The following is a 20,721-nucleotide window of genomic DNA, read 5'->3' on the forward strand; positions in this document are numbered from 1 at the left end:
ACGGAATCCTTTCATGTCTGCAGATACTGTTACAGCCGGCCTCCTGGTCATTGGCGACGAAATCCTCTCGGGCCGCACCAAGGACGTCAATATCGGCGCCACGGCCGAATTCTGCACCGACCTTGGCATCGAGCTCAAGGAAGTGCGGGTGGTGAGCGACGAAACCGACGACATCGTCGAGGCCGTCAATGCCTTGCGCGCCCGCTACACCTATGTCTTCACCACCGGCGGCATCGGGCCGACGCATGACGACATCACCGCCGATGCCATTGCCAAGGCGTTCGGGGTGGCGCTGCCGATCAATCCGGAAGCCCGGGCCATGCTGGAAGCGCGCTGGAAGCAGACGGGCACCGAGGTGAACGAAGCTCGCCTGCGCATGGCGCGCATCCCCGAAGGGGCGTCGCTGATCGTCAACTCCGTCAGCGCCGCGCCCGGGTTCCGCATCGGCAATGTGCATGTGATGGCCGGCGTGCCCATCATCATGCGCGCCATGCTCGAGGCGATCCTGCCCACGCTCAAGGCCGGCAAGAAGGTCATGTCGGTGACCATCAAGGCGGCCGTGGGGGAGGGGACCATCGGCGGTCCGCTGGGCGCGCTGCAGGAGCAGTATCCGGACGTCAAGATGGGCTCCTATCCGCAGATGGGGCACGACCGCATCATGACCGAACTGGTGCTGCGCTCGTCCGATGCCGATCGCCTGGCGGAGGCGGCCGGCAAGGTGCGCGAGATGGTGCGCGAGGCGCATCGCAAGGCCAATCTGGAAATGCCGGACGAGGAAGCCTACTAGCCCTGGGCATAATCGCACGCAGACATTGGCGGGGCCCCGCGGGTTTGCTAAGCACGGGCCTTCCGAATTTCACCGCGGCGCGGGGCAGCGCCGGCGAAGGAGCCGACCTTGAGCAACCAGAACCAGAAATCCTTTCCCGTCACCTGGGATCAGTTCCACCGCGACAGCCGGGCCTTGGCCTGGCGGCTGGCCGGCATGGGCACGTTCGACGCCGTGGTCGCCATCGCCCGTGGCGGCCTCGTCCCCGCGGCCATCGTGGCGCGCGAACTCAATATCCGCACGGTCGAGACCGTGGCGGTCAAGAGCTACGATCACCAGAACCAGGGCGGCATCCAGGTGCTCAAGCAGATCAGCCAGCCCGTGCTCGACCTGGCCAAAAACGGCAGCAAGATCCTGATCGTCGACGACCTGGTCGATACCGGCTCCACCGCCCGCGTCGTTCGCGAAATGCTGCCCGGCGCGCATTTTGCCACGGTCTATGCCAAGCCCAAGGGGCGCGACCTGGTGGACACCTTCATCACCGAGGTCAGCCAGGACACCTGGATCTTCTTCCCGTGGGACCTGGACGTAGCCTATGTCGCCCCGATCAGCGGCGGCACCGACTGATCACTAGAACGTCGTGATCACCGTCGCGCCGACCGACTGGAACCGGTCCATGCCCATCAGTGCCTCCGGCGCCTGGGCAAGGCTGATCCGGCTTCCCACGAGGCGCGACGGCGCCAGCCTGCCCGCCGTGATCATGTCCAGCATCGCGCCATAGCGATGCGCCTGCATGCCGTGTGAGCCCAGGATTTCGAGCTCCTTGCCGATGATCCGGGCCATGGGCACCGGTGGCGCCGTGTGCTCGCCCAGCATCAGCCCCACCTGCACATGCTTGCCGCGTGGGCGCAGGTTGACGATCGAGTTGAAGCAGGTGGTCGGATGCCCCAGGGCGTCCAGCGACACATGCGCGCCGCCCCCGCTGAGCGCGATCACCGCCTCCGGCACATCCGTGCCCGAGGCGCCATTGATCGTATGCGCAGCCCCCAGCTCGCGCGCCAGCGCGAGCTTGGCGTCGTCGATGTCGATGGCGACGACATTGGCCCCCACGGCGCTGGCGATCATTACCGCCGAAAGCCCCACGCCGCCGCAACCATGCACCGCCACCCACTGGCCCGCCGATACCTTGCCCTGGTCCACCACGGCACGGAAGGCCGTGGCGAAGCGGCAGCCCAGGCTCGCCGCCGTGGCGAAATCGATGCTTTCGGGCAGCGCCACCAGGTTCAGGTCGGCCCGGTGGATGCCGACATATTCGGCAAACGAGCCCCAATGGGTAAAGCCGGGTTGCTCCTGATGCAGGCATACCTGCTGCTGCCCGGCATGGCATTCCGGGCAGGCACCACAGCCGCAGATGAAGGGCACGGTCACCCGATCGCCCACGCGCCAGTTGCGCACATCCCGGCCCACCGCCTGCACCACGCCGGCCAGTTCGTGCCCGGGCACATGGGGCAGGGCAATATCGCTGTCATGCCCCATCCAGCCATGCCAGTCACTGCGGCAAACCCCCGTCGCCTCGACCTTGATCACCACGCCATCGGCCTCAGGCGTCGGATCGGGCAGGGTGACGACCTTGGGCGGCTGCTGGAATTTTTCGTAGAGCACGGCTTTCATGGCGACGGTCTCTCCGGGGGGTGACGCTGTATAGCGCGGGAAAGCGCGACCGGTTCGGGGTGGGAAGCAGACGGGCAGGATTTTCTCGGCCGTACACCTATGGTTCACCTGACCGGAAAGGGCCGTCTGCTACCCCACAATCGTTGTTAGGGCGCTGGGCGCCTAAAGCTCGATTTCCAGAGCGCTAATGATCTCTTCAATGTCGCCGGCTATGTCCGGCCGTTTCGGCAATTCGGCCTTCAGCGAAGCAATCATAGGCGCTAGCGTCGGTCTAAATTCGGCCTTGTCGCGCGCGCCGCCGCGTTCGAATACGTTCAGAATGAGCTTCGATTTCGAGCGAGCGTTGTCCAAGAACTTCGCATCCGAAATGTTCGGCATATCACTACCCCTGCTCACGCCACCTACAGGCCGGGACTGGTCCTAGGCCGGGATTTTTCCCAAGTCGCTATCGCAGCCTCAATGTTTTTAGGCTCGGTAAAGAGGAACCGAACGGTGGCCAGAAATCGAATAAGGTAAATTGCCCCCAGCGCGAAGCATCCGAGTCCCGCCACATGCAGGCTGCTAGGGTTCCAGATCTGGCCCTGTGAGATGCTGGGCCAGATGGCGACGAGACCTCCGCCAAGCAGCAAGACGGCAAAAGAGAACATTGTTATCAAGGCGCCGGTAAAGACCGAGCTCCAATCACTCTTTATGATAAAACGAGCGTGAGCGGCCGTGATCTCAACGCCGCCGATCTTGCCCATCATGGCATTGTCTCGAAGGTCGTTGATGTATTTCCAAGCCGCTATGTTGGCAGATTGGGCAGCCCAAACGACCGCGACGAGAAGGGCGACACCCTGAATAATATCCGTATTAGCAGTCATCCATGCCTCCTGCTGAAATGCCGCAGGCAACATGTAGGGACGTCTGCTACCCGGCGCAACTGCAACTACCGGTCATCCGGTGTGGGACTGGCGATCGCCTGAGGGGACAGGCATTCCACGTGGGCCAGAACATCCCAGCCCCCGACGAACGGGGGTGGGTCCTCTCAATAGAGTGTCCGCTTACGGGCGATCTGACGATTTAGCTGAATGGCGGAAATGGGGTCGTAAATGGTCGCAGACGTGCGCAGCGGAAGAAAACTTATCCCCTTCCCGAAAACCTCCCGTATCCTCCATCCATTCCCGCCGTTCACGCGGTGCCGACGAAGCATCGGGCGGGGAGATGGGTGGATCGGGGTCGCCTGGTCCAGGCAGGGGAAACCCGGCAGCTGCGCTTGCGACACAGCGTACCTGGCCCGAACCTGCCCAAAACCCCAGTCGTGTGAAGCGGCTTTCGTCTCTTCAATAATCAATCAGGCGGCATGAAGCCGTCCGGGGCGAAAGCCGCTTCATGCCGTGATCCCCCGGGGCCGCTCGCGCGCCTCCGGTCGCGCGCTCTTGCGCTCCCCGGGGCGCCCTTGCGCTCCCGAAACCGCAGGCCTGCCGCCGTCGTCAAGGGACTGGGGGCTCACTTATCCCCGGATGGCGCCGCTGTGAGAGTCTGCAACTGGATTTCATCTGGAGCGGACATGGAACGGCTACCACCAGGCCTAGAAGAGAAGCGGCGGCGAAAGGCCGTAAACCCTGCGCTTGCAAACCTGGTCGTAGAAGTCTCCCTTGACCTGGAGCCGGTGACGGACTCCACAGTAGTCGGTGTAACCTACGGAAAAGAGGAATCTACTCGGTTGGGTGTCATGGAACTGAGGCACAAGATGGCCTCAGGACGCTCAGCGGGCTGCTGTCGGCGGTGGACGCGCCGGCTATTGCCGCATTGCTGCACGCGTGGGAGGCGAATGCGGTTCGGGTGCACAAGGTCGAGCATCTCTGGGAGCCGTCACCATTTCCCTTCGAAGTTGGGTCCTGAGGTCTCCAGGCCAACGTTCGGTAAGCACGCGCGATCGTTGGCCATCCCGGGCGCCGCTCGGCCGCGCGACCCGTAAGTCCATTGAACGAACGGCCCAATGCCGTTGGCATCATCGTCACCCCATGCTACCTGCGATCCGGCGCGGGCGTGGTGGAATGGTAGACACACCGGACTTAAAATCCGGAGGGGGTAGCCCCGTGCGGGTTCGAGTCCCGCCGCCCGCACCAGGAACCGGACCAATGATCGAGAAAATCGAAACGGGTATTGCGCCATCGTCGGCGCCCATCAGCGACGCCGTGCGATCGGGCAAGCATGTCTGGCTAGTGGCGATTGCCGAAGATCCAACAACAGGCGAGATCGTCGATGGCGGCATCCAGGCCCAGGCACGGCGGTGCATCCAGAACCTGGAAATTGCCGTCAGGGCGGCAGGCGGAACGCTGGCAAACCTGGTGATGGTACAGATATTCCTGGTCGACAGCGCCGATGCGGCCGGCATGAACGCGGTTTATCGCGAGTTCTTCACGGTGCAGCCCTATCCGGTGCGCGCGACGGTGGTAGTCAAGGAACTGCTGGCAAAAGGGCTGCTCATCGAAATGACGGGAACGGCGGTGATCGACTGATGCTGCTCAAGCTCGAACTGCTCGAAGCGATCAAGGCGGGGAAGGTGGACCTGGTGTTCAGGCGCTGGAGCCGGCCCAGCGTCAAGGCTGGCGGGACGCTCAAGACCAAGCTGGGTGTGATGCAGATCGGCGCTATCGACGACATGGACCCGGCCGAGGTGACCGAGGCAGATGCGCGGCGCGCCGGCTTCAGCGACGTTGCGGACTTCCGCAGGTGGCTCGATACGATGAAGCCGGGGCATTTGTTCCAGCGGATCGAGGTGAGTTTTCCGCCGGACTAGAACGGCGTGGGAGCCACGAAGGTCATGAACGCGCCCGTTGTCGGGTGGAAGAGGCCCAGCTCGGCGGCATGGAGCTGCAGCCGGTCGGCTGCGGCGAAGGTTTCGGCGTCGGCATAAAACGCGTCGCCCAGAATCACATGGCCGATGGCCTTCATGTGGACCCGCAACTGATGGGTACGGCCGGTGAGCGGATGAAGGCGAACGCGGGTGGCGTCGGCTTCGCGCTCGAGCACCGCCCATTCGGTCTGGGCGGGGCGGCCGTTCTCGTAGTCGACGCGCTGCCGGGGCTTGTTGTCCCAGTCGGTGGCGAGGGGCAGGTCGACCAGGCCTTGGTCTTCCGCGATGATCCCGGCGACGCGGGCGATGTAGGCCTTGGTGGTCTTGCGGTGCTCGAACTGGCTGCCGATGCGGCCATGCGCGCGCTTGTTGAGCGCCAGCACCAGAACGCCTGAAGTGTCCTTGTCGAGGCGGTGGCACATTCCGGCGGTGGGCCAGGTCTGGCGCGCGCGATATTCGACGCAGTCCCAGAGCGATGGATCCTTGCCCGGCACGCTCAGCAGGCCGCTCTGCTTGTCGACCACCAGCATGTCATCGTCGACATGAAGGATGTTGAGATAGGGGTCAAGCGGGGGATGGTAATCGAGCAGCGTGGGCATGGGTCCGGGCATGGCGGCCCGTTTAGCAGACGGGACGCACTTTGACCAATCTCCAGGCGCCGAAGGCAAATTTGCCTCACGTGACGGTGATTTAACGGAACGACCCGGCGACGATGGCCGTTGTCTGGTACCTAACATAGAGGAGGCTTTCATGCACAAGGATGAAGTCAAAGGCGCCGGCAAGCAGGTCAAGGGTGCGCTCAAGGATGCCGCTGGTGGCCTGACCGGCAATGAACGCCTGCAGGCCGAAGGCAAGCTCGACAAGGCTGAAGGCAAGCTGCAGCAGAAGGTTGGCGAGCTCAAGGACGATGCGCGCGACGCGCTCAAGCACTGACACGTTCAGCTCGATTTCGAAAAGGGCCGCCTTTTGGGCGGCCCTTTTTGCGTTCAGTCAAACCGGTAGTGCAGGCGGGCGCAGACCGGATGGAGCATCTTGGCTGACACCAGCCTGGGGGAGGCGCGAAGCCCTGTGGCAGGAAAGAGCGGAATACCGCCGCCGATAATCTCGGACATCACGTAGATCTCGATCTCGTCCAGCGCCCCGCGCTCCATGAAGGCCATCTGCAACTTGCCGCCGCCCAGCATCCAGACATCGCCATCGTCCAGCGCGCGCAGTTCGACAATCAGGCTTTCGATATCGGCCCGGGTTTCCAGCAGTCCCTTGGGATTGTCGATCGGCCGCGAGGTGACGACGATGACGCGCTTGCCGTCATACTCCCAGGCGCCTGGATAGCGCGCGATCCACTCATAGGTCGAACGTCCCATGACCACGGTGCGAATGGATTTGATGAAGGTGCGATAATCGTGCTCGCCCAGGTTGAGATCGGGTTGCTGGGTCAGCCAATCGAGATTTTCATCCGGCGTGGCGATGAAGCCATCAAGACTGGTGGCGATATATCCGACGATCCTGGCCATGCATGCGCTCCTTGCAGTGAAAATGCCGGTGTCGCCCCGCCTGATGACAGCATCTGTCAGCAGTGCCGCCGCGGCGACTGGCATATGGTGGGATCGAGCCTTAAGGTTGGTGCATGGAAACCATGGTGTTCGATACAGCGCTGGGCGAATTCGGGATCGGCTGGACCGAAGCCGGCATTGCGCGGGTGCAACTGCCGGGCATGGAACATGCCGCGCTGCTGCAGCGGCTCAATCGCGGCGGCGCGCAGGCCGGCGAGCCGACGCGAGGGGTCGACGCGGCGATCGACCGGATCGAGGATTATGCGGCGGGCGAGGCCGTCGACTTCGCCGACATCCCGCTCGATCTGTCTGGTATTTCCGATTTCAACCGCCGGGCCTATGCGCTGCTGCTTGGTGTCGGCTGGGGCGAGACGACAACCTATGGCGCGCTGGCGCGGGAAATGGGCGACGTGACGCTGTCGCGAGCAGTGGGCGCGGCGATGGGTGCCAACCCCATTCCGCTGATCATCCCATGCCATCGCGTACTGGCCAGCGATGGCAAACCCGGCGGGTTCTCGGCGCCGGGTGGAGCCGAATCGAAGCTGCGCATGCTGGAACTCGAAGGCGTGTCGGTGGGCACACCGGCCGGCCAGATGACGTTCGGTTTCTAGCGATGGGCCGGGAGATCGAGCGCAAGTTTCTCGTCGTTTCAGACGGTTGGCGGGCCGAGGCCACAGGCAGTGCGCTGCTGCGACAGGGCTACCTGTCGTCAAACGCCAAGGCGACTGTCAGGGTGCGGACCAAGGATGATGAGCGGGCTGTGCTGACGCTGAAGGGCGCAACGCAGGGGATATCGCGGGCAGAGTACGAGTATGAGATCCCGATCGTGGATGCCCGCGAACTGCTCGGCATGGCCGAGCCGCATGTCATCGAGAAGCGGCGCTACCGCGTGCCGCATGCCGGTTTGATCTGGGAAGTCGATGTATTTTCGGGTCGGCATGCCGGCCTGATCCTTGCCGAGGTCGAATTGATCGACGAGCGGCAGGCTGTCGTGTTGCCTGAATGGGTTGGGACCGAAGTCAGCCACGACGACCGCTACAACAATGCCAGCTTGTCGCGCGCCGACGGCATTCCGGATGCAATGGCACCGGAGGCTGTTGACCCTGACGTGGCGTGAGGGACTATCCACGTGTCTTGCGGAGACGTGGACGAATGAAGACCTATACCGTCAATCAACTGGCGCAGCTTGCGGGCATCTCGGTGCGGGCGCTGCACCACTATGACGAAATCGGTCTGCTGAAGCCCGCGTTCACCGGCGACAATCGCTATCGCTATTACGGCGAGGAGGAGTTGCTGCGTCTGCAGCAGATCCTCATTCATCGAGAGCTCGATATTCCGCTCGCGGAAATCGGGGCCATCCTCGATGCGCCTGATTTCGACAAGGTGCAGACGCTGCAGCAGCAGCGCGAGCGGCTTGAGGAGCAGGCACAGCGATATGCCGGCATGGTCAAGACGATCGACCGCACGATCGCCAGACTGAAAGGAGATCGCGCCATGAAGGACGCGGATTTATATTCGGGCATCGTATCGCCCGAAAAGCAGGCGGAATACGAGAAATGGTTGGTCGACCGCTATGGTGGCGACATGGAAGCGTGGATCGAACAGAGCCGCAAGGCCATGGCCGAGATGAGCCCCGACGAGATGGCTGATGCTATGAAGGAACTCGAGGCGGTGGAACAGGGATTGGCGGAGGGCCTGCGACGCGGCATTCCGCCCCAAGCGGCGAGCCTTGATCCGCTGATCGAGCGGCACCGCGCCTGGGTCGGACGATCCTGGGGAAGGGAATGCCCGCCCGAGGCTTATGCGGGTCTTGCCGATATTTACGAGCACCCGGATTTCCAGGCACGCTACGAGGCAATCCAGCCGGGGTTCGCCAACTACCTGACAACCGCCATGCGAGCATGGGCAAGGCGCCAGGCAGATTGAGCCAGGCCTGGGAGCGGTTTCGCCGCTCCCAGGTTACTGCCAGCGCTTGAAGGCCTTGAGGTGCTCGAGCGACCTCGTCACCGTCTGGGTGATCCTGTCCACACTGTCGGTGACCGGCACGACCAGCACATTTTCCGTAGCGGGATCGGGCGGCTCGAGTGTGGCAAACTGGCTGTCGAGCAGGCTGGTTGGCATGTATTCATGCTTGCGTTTGGCCATGCGCTCGGCGATTACCTCCCGGCTGCCGGCGAGATGGACAAAAAGTATGGGTTCCCCGGCCTTGTCAGTCAGGTAGTCGCGATAAACGCGGCGGAGGGCTGAGCACGCTCCCACGGCGACGCCCTTTGGTTCGGCCGCTTCGTGCAAGGCCTGCGCCAGACGTTCGAGCCAGGGCCAGCGATCTTCATCGGTCAGCGGGATGCCGGCGCGCATTTTCTCCACGTTGGCTTCCGGGTGATAGCCATCGCCGTCAAGGAATGGCGCATGCAGGCGGCGGGCAATGGCCTGGCCAACCGTGGACTTGCCCGACGAGCTGACGCCCATGATAATGATGATGCGGGAAGCAATGAGCGCCATGGCTATACCGTCGCCGTGAAAGCACCATCCACATAGAGGATGTGGCCGTTGACGAAACGCGCCGCTTCGGAGGCGAGGAACACGACGGCGCCGCCAAGCTCTTCGGGCTGGCCCCAGCGGCCCATGGGCGTTCGGGTTTCGATCCAGGCGTTGAACTTTTCGTCCTTGAGCAGGGCTTCGTTGAGTTCGGTGGCGAAATAGCCGGGCGCAATGCCGTTGACGTTGAGGCCGTGCCTGGCCCAGTCCACGGCCATACCGCGGGTGATATTGGCTACTGCCGCCTTGGTCGCGGCATAAGGCGCTACCGATGGCCGCGACATGCCCGAGAGAAGCGAACAGATGTTGATGATCTTGCCGCTGCCGCGGGCGATCATGTGACGCGCGACAGGCTGGCTGACATTGAACACCGACGTCAGGTTGGTTGATATGACCTGGTCGAATTTTTCGGGCGGGAAAGCCTCCAGGCTTGAGCGAAACTGCATGCCGGCATTGTTGACCAGAATGTCGATGGGGCCGATTTGGTCCTCGATATAGGTCACGGCGTCGTTGATGCTTTCGCGGCTGGTGACGTCGAATGCTACGGCGCTGACCGTGGCGCCCGAAGCCGAAAGGTCCTGCGCGGCGGCGCCCAACGCTACGCTGTCGCGGGCATTGAGAATGACGCTTGCCCCGGCCTCGGCCAAAGCCTTGGCCATGGCGTAGCCAAGGCCTCGGCTGGATCCGGTTACAAGCGCGCGTTTTCCGGACAGATCGAAGGGCGAAGGCATTTGCAGGGGTTCTCCGGGAATTGCGCGCGACCCTAGGTGGGCGCAGCCATGGTGGCAAGAAAATCTACCATACAAGGATGGGATTTCGCCCAATTATTGCGCGATTACGACTTCCGTCTAGCGCCTGTTTGTGGTCATGTCGCGCCGCGCGGCATGCATTGCGCGCATGGATAAGACGGAAAATCCTCGGAAGGACGTTTGTATGTCGACAGCGGATATCGGCCTGATCGGCCTGGCGGTGATGGGAAGCAACCTCGCCCTCAACATCGCCGAAAAAGGCTACACCATCGCTGTTCACAATCGCACCGCATCCAAGATCGACGAGTTCGTCGTTACGGCCAAGGAGCAGGGGCTGGACGGCAAGGTCATCCCGAAGGCGGACCTCAGCGACTTCATCCAGTCCATCAAGCGTCCCCGCTCGATCATCATCATGGTCAAGGCCGGCAAGCCGGTGGACGACATGATCGAGCAGCTGCTGCCGCACCTGGAGCAGGGCGACGCCATCATCGAGTGCGGCAATTCGCTATTTACGGACACGCAGCGCCGCTTCGACTACCTCAAGCCCAAGGGCATCGGCTATCTCGGCGTCGGCGTTTCGGGCGGCGAAGAAGGCGCGCGCCATGGTCCCTCCATCATGGTGGGCGGCTCCAAGGAGCAGTGGCACAATGCCGAGGCCGTGCTGACCGCGATCGCCGCCAAATTCAATGGCGAGAGCTGCTGCGCCTACCTTGGCGAAGGCGGCGCCGGCCATTTCGTCAAGACCATCCACAACGGCATCGAATATGGCGACATGCAGATGATCGCCGAAGTGTATGGCGTGATGCGTGATGGTCTGGGCATGAATCCAACCGCTTGCGCGGAAGTGTTCAAGGAATGGAACAAGGGTCCACTCAATTCCTACCTCATCGAAATCACCGGCCATGTGCTCGCCGCGGTCGATAGCCAGACCGGCAAGCCGCTGGTCGAACTGATCCTCGACAAGGCCGGTCAGAAGGGCACCGGCGTTTGGTCCGCCATCGCTGCCCAGCAGATGGGCGTTCCCGCTACAGCCATCGAAGGCGCGGTGGCGGCCCGCTCGATCTCGTCCCGCAAGGAAGAGCGCGTCGCGGCCGAAGCCATCTACGGCAAGCCCAATCGTGGCAATACCGATGTGACCCTGGCCGACCTCGAAAAGGCGCTGCTCGCCGGCAAGATCGTTTCCTACGCCCAGGGCTTTGCGGTGATCGCCAAGGCGTCGGAAGAGAATGGCTGGAGCCTGCCCCTGGCCACGATCGCGAAAATCTGGCGCGCCGGCTGCATCATTCGCTCGCGCTTCCTCGACCAGATGTCGGCAGCCTATGCCAAGGGCGGCAACGCCAACCTGCTGGTCGTTCCGGACTTTGTTGCCCTGATGAAGGACAGCCACCCATCACTGCGCAAGGTGGTGGCGGCGGCCGCGCAGGGTGAATTCCCGATGATCTGCCTTTCGGCCGCACTAAGCTATTTCGATAGTTATCGCCAGGCGCAAGGCACGGCCAACCTGACGCAGGGCCAGCGCGACTTCTTCGGCGCGCACGGCTTCGAGATTGTCGGCCGCGGCAGCGACCTGCATGGCACCTGGCCAAGCACACTCGGCAAATAGCCCTGGCACCTATTTGACAGAGGGCCTCGCGCAAGCGGGGCCCTTTGCTTTGGTGGTGTCGTGGATGCAGTGGCGCGGTTTTGCACGTTCAGCGGATCGCGGAAGTGTGGCCGCTAGTATTTCGTTAAGCTTGCCGCTATCGTCCGCTGCAAGAAGCCGAAAGGCTCGTCGGATGCGGAAGTATTTCCGTGCAGGGAGCGTACTTCCATATGAGACCATCGGCCGATCGGGGCGCGTCTGGCAGGCGCAGGCTGCGGACCATGATGATTGCGGGCGGCCTGGCCCTGCTGGTTGGCGTTGGCCAGGCAAGGGCCGATTGCGCACCGGCGGGCGGAGGGAGCTTTATTTGCAGCGGCCCGACGACGCTTCCGCAGTTCATTCTCACGGATGACGCGGCAGTGGTCACGACCGCGGGCTTTGCTGTGGACACCACGGCGAATGGTGCCCCTTCCATGTCCATCGAGGGCAATGGGTCACTCAGCTACGTGGACACCAACGCATCGGCACTGGTGTCGGACAACATTTCCCTGGGTGTCAACAACCTGGGCGGCGGCGCCGGTGAAGTCCTGGTGGTGAGCAACGGTGCCATCAGCAGCACCAATGCTGCCGGCGCGGCAGTGGTCGTCGGCAATGCCGGTCTTGGAAATGTCACGGTCGCGCTCTCCGGGCCGATTACCGGACCGGGCGGTGGCATCATTGCCGGCAATTCCGATATCGGCTCGACGGGCGCCATCAGCATCACGACCGGCACGGTGAACGCCGGCACCATCGGCATTGCCGCCATCCAGTCGGGGGCCGGGGCGCTGAACATCACTACCGCTGGCCCAGTTACCGGCGGTGTCGTCGGTATCTTGGGCGTCGCCTCGCCACTCAATGTCGATGGCGTGAGGGTAAATGCTCAGTCGGTCACGGGCGGGACAGGCATCGCCATATCCAATCTGGGCATGGGGACCACCGACATCGCCGTTGGCGGTACTGTCGCCGGAACCACCGGTGCCGGGCTTCAGGTGGGCGTCGATAATGTAGTCAATCTTGGTGGCCTGGCGCTCGACGTTGCCAATGCGACTGGGAATCTGGTCGGCATTGCCGTTTCCAATGCAGGCTTGGGAGCAACACGTGTCACGTCGACCGGGAAGGTCGTGGGCCTGAATGGCCCGGCGATCGGCGTGGTGGTTTCAAACCAGGCCAATGCCAATGACGTGGTTGTCGACGTCAATTCGGTCACGGGCGATGACATCGGCATTCTGACCAGCAATGACGGCCTGGGGGCCACGTTGATCGCGGCCCGTGGCGTGGTAGAGGCGCAGACCGCCGTTTGGGTCAATTCCGCCAGCGGCGCGGCCGTGGAACTGACCATCGATGGGGAGGTGCGCAGTACGCTCGGTGTTGGGGGCAGGGCGGTGGACACCGTCTTTGCCGGTGCAACCCAGATCATCAACAACAACAGTCTCAGCGGCACGGTCGATCTCAGCGCATTCGATGACCTCCTGGTCAATGCGGGCACCTGGAATGTTGTCGGTATCAGCACATTCGGGCAGGGCTTCGACGAGATCAACAACCATGCTGGCGGGGTTCTGCGCGCGGCGCATATCGCCGGTGTCGCTGAAACGACCAGCCTGCTGGACCTCGATGCCTATTTCGGTGGAGGTACGCTGTCGCTTGCAGATGGCGGCGGCGACGATCGCCTCGTGATGAGTGGCGATGCCGTGTTCATGCCCGGGGCAGTTCAGGACATCGACCTGGGCGCGACGCCGGACGTGCTGACAGTGGGCGGAACAGCCGACCTAGGGGATGCGACGCTGCGCGTTCGGTTGCAATCCGGCTACGTCGTCGGCCAGACGTTTGCAATCCTTGAGACTGGAGCGGGCCTCACTGGCCGGTATGGCAGGGTGGAAGGCGGCACTGCCTATCTCGGCCTGCTCGACAGTTACGACGCCAACAACGCGTACCTCCAGCTCGTCCTCAAGCAGGCGCTTTCCGCGCCGGGGCGGACGCGCAACCAGATTGCTACCGGCAAGGGACTGGAAAGCCTGGCTATGACCGATCCCCTGGTGACCGCCTTGCTGGCCGCGATGACGGACGACGAGGCGAGGGCGATGCTGGACAACCTGTCCGGCGAGATCCACGGCTCGGTGCAGTCATCGCTCCTGCGCGAAAGCCGGCTCGTCCGCGAGGCCGTGTGGGCGCATTTGCGGTCGAGCCTGGACGTGGCTGGATCGGCACCGGCCCTTGCCTACGCGGCCAGTGGCCAGGCGCTGACATGGCAGCCAGAACTGACGCAGATCTGGTCGGAGGCCATTGGCAGCTGGGGACGTACGATTGGTGATGGGAACGCCGCCGACATGCAGACCCGCACTGGCGGGGTGCTGGTTGGCGCCGACAGCATGGTGGGCGACTGGCGCCTCGGGCTGCTGCTGGGCTACGGCTCGACGCGTACCGAAGTCCCGCAAGTGGCGTCCAGCGCCGAGAGCAAGGCCTATCAGGTCGGCCTATACGGCGGCACCGCCTGGGGCGACGTGGCATTCCGGACCGGCATGGCCTATGCCTGGAACGACATCAGCACGACACGCACGGTGATTTCGGGGGGCACGCAGACGCTTACCGCGCAGTATGGCGCCTCAACTGCCCAAGCGTTTGGCGAACTCGCCTATATGGTAGATCTGGGCACCAGTACGTTGGAGCCATTTGCCAATGCTGCCTTGGTCGGAACGCAGAACGGTGCCTTCAGCGAGAAGGGCGGTTCGGCGGCCCTCAGCACGCAGGCCAGCACCAATGCCGCAGCTTTCACCACGCTTGGCATGCGCGCCGCAGCCAAGTTCGTCGCGGGGGAAACAGCGCTGGTCACGGTCAGCGCGTCCGCGGGATGGCGTCATGGGTGGGGCGGCGTTCCGCAGGTGCAAAACAGCTTTGCGGGCGGCACTGGATTTGCAATCGCCGGTCCATCGGTCAGCGGCAGCGCGCTGGTGCTGGACGGCACCATCTCGGCGGACCTGTCGGATCAGCTTCGCGTCAGGGCTATCTATAACGGTCTGGTTGGCCCGGCTCAGTTTGATCAGAGCATAGAGGGCGCCCTGACGGTACGGTTCTGACCCGCCAGCGCTAGCCGGCGTCAGACGGGCCCGGCTCTTCCTCGGCGCTGACGCGGTAAGGGACGCGCGCCACCACGACGCGCCCCTCGTCTTCGATCTCGATTTCGCCCCGCGTGGGAGCGTCGGCAAGGGCTACCGCGCCCTGCGCGGCGAAGGTCGCCTCATCGAGCGCGCTGTTCAGCGAGTCCAATGGGAGCCCGTCGATGTCGAGGGCGCGTTGTCCGTCCGGACTAAGATGGTTGAAAAAGAATCTTGGCATGATGGCCTCCGCTATCTGTCGAGCGAACGGGAAGGCGAGCCGTTCGTTCCACGGTCAGAGCGGTTTGAACATCAGAAGCGCGTCGACCAGCCCAAGTCGGGGATGGTCGAAGGCCTTGGGCAGGCGGGCGAGAATCTCAAACCCGAAGCTTTGCCAGAGATGAACCGCCGGTTCGTTGGTGGAAACGACGAAATTGAACTGAATGCCCTGGAAGCCATCTGCGCGGCAGTAGTCGATCGAATGGGCGCAAAGGGCCTTGGCAATGCCGCGCCCCCTTGCGGCCGGCGCGGTCATGTAGCCGCAATTGGCGATATGGCTGCCGCCGCCCTGCTGGTTGGCGCGGATGTAGCTCGCGCCGAGTATTTCGCCTTGGTCCTCGGCGATGAAGTTGACCTTTTCGGGCGACGCGAAATAGGCGCGGGCCACCTCTTGGTCGCCGTCACGGGGAAGGGCGAAGGTCTCGCCTTCGCGCATGATGGGTTCGATGATCGTCCAGAGATAGGGCCAGTCGGCGTCAGTGGCGCGGCGGATTTGCATCGGAATCTTCGGCGTCGTCATCAATAGGAGGAACGCGGATTTGCCCGGGTGGCGGCATGTCTGGCACCTGGGGTCGGTTGGCGATCGATGGCCGGTGGCCCAATTCGAAGCGAAAGGCTGCGAAGGAGAACAGCAGCAAGGCGGCGATGACGCAGATGGCCGCCGCCAGAAACGGGGCACCGGGGAAATAGCCGGGCGAGTCGGCAGCGCTTGTGAAGTAGGAGAAAATCTGCGTGGCTGCCAGAGGGCCGATAATGGTGGCCAGTGAGTTCGCAGCGTTCACGGCACCCTGCAGTTCACCCTGAGCATTGTCGGGCACCTGGCGCGACAGCACGCCATTGATGGCGGGCGCTGCAAGACCGCTGACCGCTCCGATCATGATGAAGACGTAGAGGTAGAAAACATCGTCGCTGAACGCGACACCCGCAAAGGCCGCGATAGCGGCAAGGAGCCCCAGGATAGCCACTGGCGGTTCCCCGAGCCGCTTGACCAGAGGGCCCACGAGGAAGGCCTGGCAAATGGCAAAGCCAATGCCGAAGGCGCCCAGGGCGCGGCCGATATTGGACGAGGTGAAGCGGAACACCTCGACGGTGAAGTAGCTGAACACGGTGGGCAAGGCCTGCGCCGCGAGCGAGAAGGCGAAGAGCACGGCCAGCAGCCAGAGCACGACCGGATATTGCTTGAGCGCCAGGACCGCGCCGAATGGATTGGCCCGGCGGATATCGAACTTGCGGCGCGACGCCTTGGGCAGGCTTTCCGGCAGCACGAGCAGGCCGAACAAGAAGTTGGCGAAGGCAAGACCGGCTGCGGCATAGAAGGGCACGCGCGGCCCGAACTCGCCAAGCTCGCCACCGATCACCGGGCCGATGATGAAGCCCAGGCCGAAGGCCGCGCCGATGAGGCCGAACCGGTGGGTGCGCTTATGCGGCGGCGTGATGTCGGCCATGTAGGCCGTTGCGGTTGCCACCGCCGCTCCGGCGCAGCCGGCGATAATGCGGCCGATGAACAGATACCAGACCACCGGGGCGATCGACATCATCAGGTAGTCGAAGGTCAGGCCCAGCAGCGATGCCAGCAGGATTGGCCGGCGGCCGAAACGATCGGAGAGATTGCCGAGCACCGGCGAAAACACGAACTGCATGAAGGCGTAGGTGAACACCAGATAGCCGCCGATCACAGCGGCGTTGGCGACGCTACCGCCGGTCAGGTCTTCGAGCAGTTCGGGCAGGACCGGCACGATGATGCCGACACCGATCATATCGAGCAGGATCGTCACCAGGATGCAGGCGAGGGTCAGGCGTGAGCGGGTCGCTGCTTGCATGCTTGGGCGCTAACCTCTGGATTCCGGACCGGCCTCTGTCGTGCCGCGCAGTTGACACAGGCGGGGCTGCCAAAGCAAGGCCGAAGGGCGCGGCAAAGTTCCACCACCGCGCCGTTAATGCGCATCGGAACCGGCGATTTCGTGGCCGTAGAGCCAGGCGAGGCGGCGCAAGTGCCCTCGGCTCCCTTGCAGGCCAATCACGGTATTGCGCGCCGCGCTCAGGGGCCATGGCAAGTGGAAGATGCGGCCATTGCCAGCGGACGTTCGAGCCACGCGCGTGACGCGCGCGCGGCGTGCCAGTTCGTACTTCTCGAAGGCAGTTTCGGCATTGGCTTCGGCGATCAGCAGTGGAGCCAGAGCGGCCGCGTCCTCGATGCCCATGGCGGCACCTTGGGCCTGGAATGGCACCATGGCATGGGCAGCGTCGCCAGCGATGCCGATATTGCCGGCATGCCATTGCTTCGTCTCGACAGTCGAAAGCGGCCAAGCGGTCCAGCTATCGCCGGCGGCAGCCAGCAGCACATCGAGCCGCGGATACGGCCGGAGCGCATTGGGCAAGGCTGGTGTTCCGCCAAACTCGGTCTGGCCCTTGGGAACCTTGGCAAACAGAGCCAGATTGACCTGCTGTCGGTGCGGCAAGGGATAGCAGACCAGGTGGTAATTCGGAGCGAAGAGCACCGAGACGCGGTCGAGGGCGATCTGGCTGGCTACCGAATCGAAGGGCAGCAGGGTGCGCCATGCGACGCGGTGCTGGTGTCGTGCCGGCGGGCCGCCGAGAATTTCGGTGCGTGTGCGGGAGTGGACGCCGTCGGCGCCGATAAAGGCATGCCCGCGGACCGTGCGCGACTGTCCACTGGCCTCATCGATGGAGACGGTGACCCCGCGCGCATGGGAGACGACGTCCCAGCCGCGGACTCCGAACAGGATGTCGATATTGGCGAAGCGCCGGCACGCCATATAGAGCGCGTCCGCGAGGTCGGCGCGGTGCATCACGGCGTAGGGGGCGCCGAAGCGCTGCCGCATGACGGCACCCAATTCGAGCGTCACCAGCGGGTTGGCGCGGCGCCATGGGTAGAGGTCGATGCCCGCGGGCTCCAGGCTACAGGCAGACAGTGCCTCGTCCAGGCCCAGATTGTTGAGGATTTTTCGTGCGTTAGGGCTGATCTGCAGGCCCGCGCCAAATTCCGAGATGCCCTCGTTGCGTTCCAGCACCACCACCGTGGCGCCGAACTTGGCAAGCGCCAGAGCCAGCGTCAGACCGGTGATTCCCGCGCCGGCGACATAGTAGGTGCGACCGCTGCCGGGCATGGCCCGCGCTTAGGCGGCGTCGGCGTGGAAAATGGCGGAGAGCGGGTTGGCGGTGCCGGCTGCCAGCTTGGAGTTAAACACGTAATGCGTTGAACAATAAGGGCAAACGATCTCGTTGTCCTTGCCCATGTCGAGGTAGATATGAGGGTGGTCGAAAGGCGGCAGGGCGCCGACGCACTGGAATTCCTTGGACCCGACTTCGATCTGGCGAAGCCCTTCGGTGTTGTGGAAATGGGGCGTGGTGCCGTGTGCCATGAGGAGAAAACCTGTTTGATTTGGCCGGACCATATGCCAAGCACGGGGTGAAGAAAAGGGTTCATGCCCCGGCAGCATGCCGCAGGAAATGCTGCTGCTCTTCTTGCAGATTTCTTGGCCTTTGCCTGCAAGCAACAGGATCTCGCTGTGCCCACATTCCAGTCCGACGGTTTGACCCTCGCTTTCGACGTGGCGGGGGACGGCAAACCGGTCCTGTGCATCCACGGATTTGCCTCGAGTGGAAAGGTGAACTGGATCGACACCGGTTGGGTCGAGACCCTGGTCGGGGCCGGGTACCGCGCGATCACACTCGACAACCGCGGGCATGGACGCTCGGACAAGCCTTATGACCCAGACCGGTATTATCCCCAGGACATGGCACGGGATGCCGTGGCGCTGCTCGATCATCTGGGAATCGAGCGGGCGGCCGTGCTCGGCTATTCGATGGGTGCGCGGATCAGCGCCTTCATGGCCTATGAGTACGAGCAGCGCGTCGCCTGCGCCATCTTCGGCGGCATGGGGATGAACCTGATCAATGGCCTGAGTGATGGCAATGACATCATTTCAGGCCTCCTGGCGCCCGACCTGGCGGGGCTGACTCATCCGACTGCGCGGCAGTTCCGGATTTTTGCCGACCACACGGGTGCCGATCGGCAAGCTCTGGCGGCCTGCATGGAAACCTCGCGCCAGCCCATGGCCAGGGCCGACGTGCGGCGGATCAATGTCCCGGTACTGGTTGCCGTGGGAGAAGCGGACGAGATGGCCGGTCCGCCGGGACCTTTGGCCGAGCTGCTGCCAGAAGGTGAAGCCTTTGTCATTCCCAAGCGCGACCATATGCGGGCTACGGGCGACAAGGCGTTCAAAACTGCGGCGCTGGAGTTCCTGAGCAGGACATTTCCTGAGTGAGCCGATTGTGAACCAAATCATGCGTCCGGGCTTTGTGTTGGAGCACGGAACGGCGTATATCGGTATTTCTCGATGGAACGGAGCCGACCCCATGCCTACCAGCGTCAGAAAATCGGCGGAGATCAAGTCGATGGACCCGGTATGGGAAGCCGTGCGCGCCGGCGCGCGGCAGATCGTGGCTGCAGAGCCTTCGCTGTCGAACATGGCTATTTCGGCGATTCTCAACCACGACACTTTTGAACAGGCACTGGCGCACCGCCTCGCCGCGCGCCTGGATCATGACGACGTTTCGGCGGACCTGATCCGCCAGGCCTTTGCCGAAACCCTGGTCGATGCGCCCGAGATCGGCGAATATGCGCGCGTGGATCTTGCCGCTACGCTGGAGCGCGATCCCGCCTGCCACCGGGCCGTCGAGCCCTTGTTGTTCTTCAAGGGTTACCAGGCGATCCAGACGCATCGGTTCGCCCATGCGCTGTTCAAGGCAGGACGCCGCGATTTCGCACTCTACCTGCAGAGCCGTTCGAGCCAGGTTTTCCAGGTCGACATCAACCCCGCCGTGCCCATGGGCAAGGGCATCATGCTCGACCATGGCACGGGCCTGGTCATCGGCGAGACGGCCACGGTGGGCGACAACGTCTCGATGCTGCAGAACGTGACGCTGGGCGGCACCGGCAAGTCTGACCAGGACCGCCATCCCAAGATCGGCAATGGCGTGCTGATCGGAGCGGGGGCGAAGGTCCTGGGCAATATCATTATCGGCGACTGCTCGCGCATCGGCGCCGGTTCGGTCGTGCTCAAGGAAGTTCCACCAAGGGTTACCGTTGCCGGCGTTCCGGCCAAAGTCATCGGGGCGGCCGGATGTGCACAGCCTGCGCTGGTAATGGATCAGATGGTGCTGGTGTATGACCATTCCGCGCCGGCCGAGGCCATTTCCAGCGCTTCGTGATCCGGCGGATTGTGCCATCCGGCAAGGTCGGAGCAAGGCTTGTCACCGCTAAAATGCCACCGTTCAGGGGTTGTAAGCGTTGCAACGGTGACTAGATTGCCGCCTCAACGCAAATCAGCAGGACACCGACAGTGAACCACCCTGAAATCATCAAGCTGCAGAAGTTCCTGCAAGTGAAGTTCAACAACAGGAACATCGACGTGCGGCCACGCGCCAAGCTCAACGATTCCGTCGAGGTGTTCATCGGCGATGAATCGATCGGGCTTATCCATGTGGATGATGAGGACGGGGACAAGTCCTACATCTTCAACATGTCGATCCTGGATATCGACCTAGACGAAGTCGGTTGAATGAATTGCCCCCGCGAAAGCGGGGGTT

Annotated in this window: 25 protein-coding genes and 1 tRNA gene; 14 read left to right on the forward strand and 12 right to left on the reverse strand. The window is 63.2% G+C overall.

Going from position 1 to position 20,721, the window contains the following annotated elements; genetic code table 11:
• Positions 1–13 precede the first annotated feature (13 nt).
• Positions 14–787: a competence/damage-inducible protein A gene (locus JI749_RS10240; protein WP_201653066.1), complete on the forward strand. Its 774-nt coding sequence runs from the start codon at positions 14–16 to the stop codon at positions 785–787.
• A gap of 108 nt (positions 788–895) precedes the next feature.
• Complete coding sequence (gpt, locus tag JI749_RS10245) at positions 896–1,393, forward strand: xanthine phosphoribosyltransferase (protein ID WP_201653070.1); 498 nt, start codon at positions 896–898, stop codon at positions 1,391–1,393.
• Positions 1,394–1,396: 3 nt separating this feature from the next.
• On the opposite strand, the gene JI749_RS10250 is transcribed toward gpt, so the two are convergent.
• The 3 genes from JI749_RS10250 to JI749_RS10260 all read right to left on the reverse strand — a co-directional run bounded on the left by JI749_RS10250 (position 1,397) and on the right by JI749_RS10260 (position 3,300).
• On the reverse strand, positions 1,397–2,437 hold the full coding sequence (locus JI749_RS10250; protein ID WP_201653073.1) for a zinc-dependent alcohol dehydrogenase family protein: 1,041 nt from the start codon (positions 2,435–2,437) through the stop codon (positions 1,397–1,399).
• A 162-nt stretch (positions 2,438–2,599) separates the two neighbouring features.
• Positions 2,600–2,815, reverse strand: coding sequence for a hypothetical protein (locus JI749_RS10255; protein ID WP_201653076.1), 216 nt, complete (start codon positions 2,813–2,815; stop codon positions 2,600–2,602).
• 23 nt (positions 2,816–2,838) lie between these two features.
• Positions 2,839–3,300, reverse strand: coding sequence for a hypothetical protein (locus JI749_RS10260; protein ID WP_201653079.1), 462 nt, complete (start codon positions 3,298–3,300; stop codon positions 2,839–2,841).
• A 1,162-nt stretch (positions 3,301–4,462) separates the two neighbouring features.
• Between JI749_RS10260 and JI749_RS10265 the strand changes: the two genes are divergently transcribed.
• The 3 genes from JI749_RS10265 to JI749_RS10275 all read left to right on the forward strand — a co-directional run bounded on the left by JI749_RS10265 (position 4,463) and on the right by JI749_RS10275 (position 5,222).
• A tRNA-Leu gene (locus tag JI749_RS10265) sits at positions 4,463–4,548 on the forward strand.
• A gap of 12 nt (positions 4,549–4,560) precedes the next feature.
• Positions 4,561–4,941, forward strand: coding sequence for a RidA family protein (locus JI749_RS10270; protein WP_201653082.1), 381 nt, complete (start codon positions 4,561–4,563; stop codon positions 4,939–4,941).
• Positions 4,941–5,222, forward strand: a complete 282-nt coding sequence (locus JI749_RS10275; protein ID WP_201653085.1) for an ASCH domain-containing protein — start codon at positions 4,941–4,943, stop codon at positions 5,220–5,222. The genes JI749_RS10270 and JI749_RS10275 overlap by 1 nt, the downstream gene beginning before the upstream one ends.
• On the opposite strand, the gene JI749_RS10280 is transcribed toward JI749_RS10275, so the two are convergent.
• Positions 5,219–5,890 (reverse strand): RluA family pseudouridine synthase, encoded by a 672-nt coding sequence (locus JI749_RS10280; protein WP_201653088.1) that lies wholly within the window; start codon positions 5,888–5,890, stop codon positions 5,219–5,221. The two genes, JI749_RS10275 and JI749_RS10280, sit on opposite strands and share 4 nt — an antisense overlap.
• Before the next feature lie 139 nt (positions 5,891–6,029).
• Here JI749_RS10280 and JI749_RS10285 point away from each other — a divergent pair, with 139 nt between their 5' ends.
• Positions 6,030–6,212 carry a CsbD family protein gene (locus JI749_RS10285; protein WP_201653091.1) on the forward strand — a complete coding sequence of 61 codons (183 nt, stop codon included), beginning with the start codon at positions 6,030–6,032 and terminating at the stop codon, positions 6,210–6,212.
• Between the two features lie 53 nt (positions 6,213–6,265).
• Here the strand turns inward: JI749_RS10285 and JI749_RS10290 are convergent, their stop codons facing one another.
• Complete coding sequence (locus tag JI749_RS10290) at positions 6,266–6,793, reverse strand: dihydrofolate reductase family protein (protein ID WP_201653094.1); 528 nt, start codon at positions 6,791–6,793, stop codon at positions 6,266–6,268.
• 122 nt (positions 6,794–6,915) lie between these two features.
• Between JI749_RS10290 and JI749_RS10295 the strand changes: the two genes are divergently transcribed.
• From JI749_RS10295 to JI749_RS10305, 3 genes are read left to right on the forward strand one after another with little or no spacing between them, the layout of a single operon-like run.
• The gene (locus JI749_RS10295) at positions 6,916–7,443 is read left to right on the forward strand and encodes a methylated-DNA--[protein]-cysteine S-methyltransferase (protein ID WP_233280728.1); all 528 of its coding nucleotides are present in this window, start codon (positions 6,916–6,918) and stop codon (positions 7,441–7,443) included.
• Positions 7,444–7,445: 2 nt separating this feature from the next.
• The gene (locus tag JI749_RS10300) at positions 7,446–7,949 is read left to right on the forward strand and encodes a CYTH domain-containing protein (protein WP_201653100.1); all 504 of its coding nucleotides are present in this window, start codon (positions 7,446–7,448) and stop codon (positions 7,947–7,949) included.
• Positions 7,950–7,984: 35 nt separating this feature from the next.
• Positions 7,985–8,758, forward strand: a complete 774-nt coding sequence (locus JI749_RS10305) for a MerR family transcriptional regulator (RefSeq protein ID WP_201653103.1) — start codon at positions 7,985–7,987, stop codon at positions 8,756–8,758.
• A 33-nt stretch (positions 8,759–8,791) separates the two neighbouring features.
• Here JI749_RS10305 and JI749_RS10310 read toward each other — a convergent pair whose 3' ends face one another.
• Together JI749_RS10310 and JI749_RS10315 are read right to left on the reverse strand one after the other, a co-directional pair.
• Positions 8,792–9,334: a gluconokinase gene (locus tag JI749_RS10310; RefSeq protein WP_201653106.1), complete on the reverse strand. Its 543-nt coding sequence runs from the start codon at positions 9,332–9,334 to the stop codon at positions 8,792–8,794.
• Between the two features lie 2 nt (positions 9,335–9,336).
• Positions 9,337–10,101 (reverse strand): glucose 1-dehydrogenase, encoded by a 765-nt coding sequence (locus JI749_RS10315; protein ID WP_201653109.1) that lies wholly within the window; start codon positions 10,099–10,101, stop codon positions 9,337–9,339.
• A 202-nt stretch (positions 10,102–10,303) separates the two neighbouring features.
• On the opposite strand from JI749_RS10315, the gene gndA reads away from it, so the two are divergent.
• Together gndA and JI749_RS10325 are read left to right on the forward strand one after the other, a co-directional pair.
• Positions 10,304–11,722, forward strand: coding sequence for an NADP-dependent phosphogluconate dehydrogenase (gndA, locus tag JI749_RS10320; protein ID WP_201653112.1), 1,419 nt, complete (start codon positions 10,304–10,306; stop codon positions 11,720–11,722).
• Between the two features lie 398 nt (positions 11,723–12,120).
• Positions 12,121–14,811, forward strand: a complete 2,691-nt coding sequence (locus JI749_RS10325; protein WP_201653115.1) for an autotransporter outer membrane beta-barrel domain-containing protein — start codon at positions 12,121–12,123, stop codon at positions 14,809–14,811.
• Between the two features lie 10 nt (positions 14,812–14,821).
• Here the strand turns inward: JI749_RS10325 and JI749_RS10330 are convergent, their stop codons facing one another.
• The 5 genes from JI749_RS10330 to JI749_RS10350 form a co-directional block, all read right to left on the reverse strand.
• On the reverse strand, positions 14,822–15,070 hold the full coding sequence (locus tag JI749_RS10330; RefSeq protein WP_201653118.1) for a DUF6894 family protein: 249 nt from the start codon (positions 15,068–15,070) through the stop codon (positions 14,822–14,824).
• Positions 15,071–15,124: 54 nt separating this feature from the next.
• Positions 15,125–15,607: a GNAT family N-acetyltransferase gene (locus tag JI749_RS10335; protein ID WP_201653121.1), complete on the reverse strand. Its 483-nt coding sequence runs from the start codon at positions 15,605–15,607 to the stop codon at positions 15,125–15,127.
• Positions 15,585–16,928, reverse strand: a complete 1,344-nt coding sequence (locus JI749_RS10340) for a TCR/Tet family MFS transporter (protein WP_201653124.1) — start codon at positions 16,926–16,928, stop codon at positions 15,585–15,587. Before JI749_RS10340 ends, JI749_RS10335 begins: the two co-directional genes overlap by 23 nt.
• A 114-nt stretch (positions 16,929–17,042) precedes the next feature.
• Positions 17,043–18,236 (reverse strand): FAD-dependent monooxygenase, encoded by a 1,194-nt coding sequence (locus JI749_RS10345; RefSeq protein WP_201653127.1) that lies wholly within the window; start codon positions 18,234–18,236, stop codon positions 17,043–17,045.
• Between the two features lie 9 nt (positions 18,237–18,245).
• Positions 18,246–18,491, reverse strand: coding sequence for a zinc-finger domain-containing protein (locus JI749_RS10350; protein ID WP_201653130.1), 246 nt, complete (start codon positions 18,489–18,491; stop codon positions 18,246–18,248).
• Between the two features lie 114 nt (positions 18,492–18,605).
• Here JI749_RS10350 and JI749_RS10355 point away from each other — a divergent pair, with 114 nt between their 5' ends.
• From JI749_RS10355 to JI749_RS10365, 3 genes are all read left to right on the forward strand, one after another.
• Entirely contained in the window at positions 18,606–19,397 is a 792-nt protein-coding gene (locus JI749_RS10355) for an alpha/beta fold hydrolase (RefSeq protein WP_407644909.1), read from the forward strand.
• A 91-nt stretch (positions 19,398–19,488) separates the two neighbouring features.
• Positions 19,489–20,343: a serine O-acetyltransferase gene (cysE, locus tag JI749_RS10360; RefSeq protein WP_201653136.1), complete on the forward strand. Its 855-nt coding sequence runs from the start codon at positions 19,489–19,491 to the stop codon at positions 20,341–20,343.
• A gap of 131 nt (positions 20,344–20,474) precedes the next feature.
• On the forward strand, positions 20,475–20,693 hold the full coding sequence (locus JI749_RS10365) for a DUF3126 family protein (protein WP_201653139.1): 219 nt from the start codon (positions 20,475–20,477) through the stop codon (positions 20,691–20,693).
• The last annotated feature ends 28 nt before the right edge of the window (positions 20,694–20,721 follow it).

The organism is Devosia oryziradicis, assembly GCF_016698645.1.
Taxonomy (GTDB): Bacteria; Pseudomonadota; Alphaproteobacteria; order Rhizobiales; family Devosiaceae; genus Devosia; species Devosia oryziradicis.

Bases quoted from the DNA above. Each gene is read 5' to 3' on its own strand.
- JI749_RS10240 (WP_201653066.1), top strand. From the start codon at position 14: ATGTCTGCAGATACTGTTACAGCCGGCCTCCTGGTCATTGGCGACGAA.
- JI749_RS10250 (WP_201653073.1), bottom strand. From the start codon at position 2,437: ATGAAAGCCGTGCTCTACGAAAAATTCCAGCAGCCGCCCAAGGTCGTC.
- JI749_RS10255 (WP_201653076.1), bottom strand. From the start codon at position 2,815: ATGCCGAACATTTCGGATGCGAAGTTCTTGGACAACGCTCGCTCGAAA.
- JI749_RS10260 (WP_201653079.1), bottom strand. From the start codon at position 3,300: ATGACTGCTAATACGGATATTATTCAGGGTGTCGCCCTTCTCGTCGCG.
- JI749_RS10270 (WP_201653082.1), top strand. From the start codon at position 4,561: ATGATCGAGAAAATCGAAACGGGTATTGCGCCATCGTCGGCGCCCATC.
- JI749_RS10275 (WP_201653085.1), top strand. From the start codon at position 4,941: ATGCTGCTCAAGCTCGAACTGCTCGAAGCGATCAAGGCGGGGAAGGTG.
- JI749_RS10280 (WP_201653088.1), bottom strand. From the start codon at position 5,890: ATGCCCGGACCCATGCCCACGCTGCTCGATTACCATCCCCCGCTTGAC.
- JI749_RS10285 (WP_201653091.1), top strand. From the start codon at position 6,030: ATGCACAAGGATGAAGTCAAAGGCGCCGGCAAGCAGGTCAAGGGTGCG.
- JI749_RS10290 (WP_201653094.1), bottom strand. From the start codon at position 6,793: ATGGCCAGGATCGTCGGATATATCGCCACCAGTCTTGATGGCTTCATC.
- JI749_RS10295 (WP_233280728.1), top strand. From the start codon at position 6,916: ATGGTGTTCGATACAGCGCTGGGCGAATTCGGGATCGGCTGGACCGAA.
- JI749_RS10300 (WP_201653100.1), top strand. From the start codon at position 7,446: ATGGGCCGGGAGATCGAGCGCAAGTTTCTCGTCGTTTCAGACGGTTGG.
- JI749_RS10305 (WP_201653103.1), top strand. From the start codon at position 7,985: ATGAAGACCTATACCGTCAATCAACTGGCGCAGCTTGCGGGCATCTCG.
- JI749_RS10310 (WP_201653106.1), bottom strand. From the start codon at position 9,334: ATGGCGCTCATTGCTTCCCGCATCATCATTATCATGGGCGTCAGCTCG.
- JI749_RS10315 (WP_201653109.1), bottom strand. From the start codon at position 10,101: ATGCCTTCGCCCTTCGATCTGTCCGGAAAACGCGCGCTTGTAACCGGA.
- gndA (WP_201653112.1), top strand. From the start codon at position 10,304: ATGTCGACAGCGGATATCGGCCTGATCGGCCTGGCGGTGATGGGAAGC.
- JI749_RS10330 (WP_201653118.1), bottom strand. From the start codon at position 15,070: ATGCCAAGATTCTTTTTCAACCATCTTAGTCCGGACGGACAACGCGCC.
- JI749_RS10335 (WP_201653121.1), bottom strand. From the start codon at position 15,607: ATGCAAATCCGCCGCGCCACTGACGCCGACTGGCCCTATCTCTGGACG.
- JI749_RS10340 (WP_201653124.1), bottom strand. From the start codon at position 16,928: ATGCAAGCAGCGACCCGCTCACGCCTGACCCTCGCCTGCATCCTGGTG.
- JI749_RS10345 (WP_201653127.1), bottom strand. From the start codon at position 18,236: ATGCCCGGCAGCGGTCGCACCTACTATGTCGCCGGCGCGGGAATCACC.
- JI749_RS10350 (WP_201653130.1), bottom strand. From the start codon at position 18,491: ATGGCACACGGCACCACGCCCCATTTCCACAACACCGAAGGGCTTCGC.
- cysE (WP_201653136.1), top strand. From the start codon at position 19,489: ATGCCTACCAGCGTCAGAAAATCGGCGGAGATCAAGTCGATGGACCCG.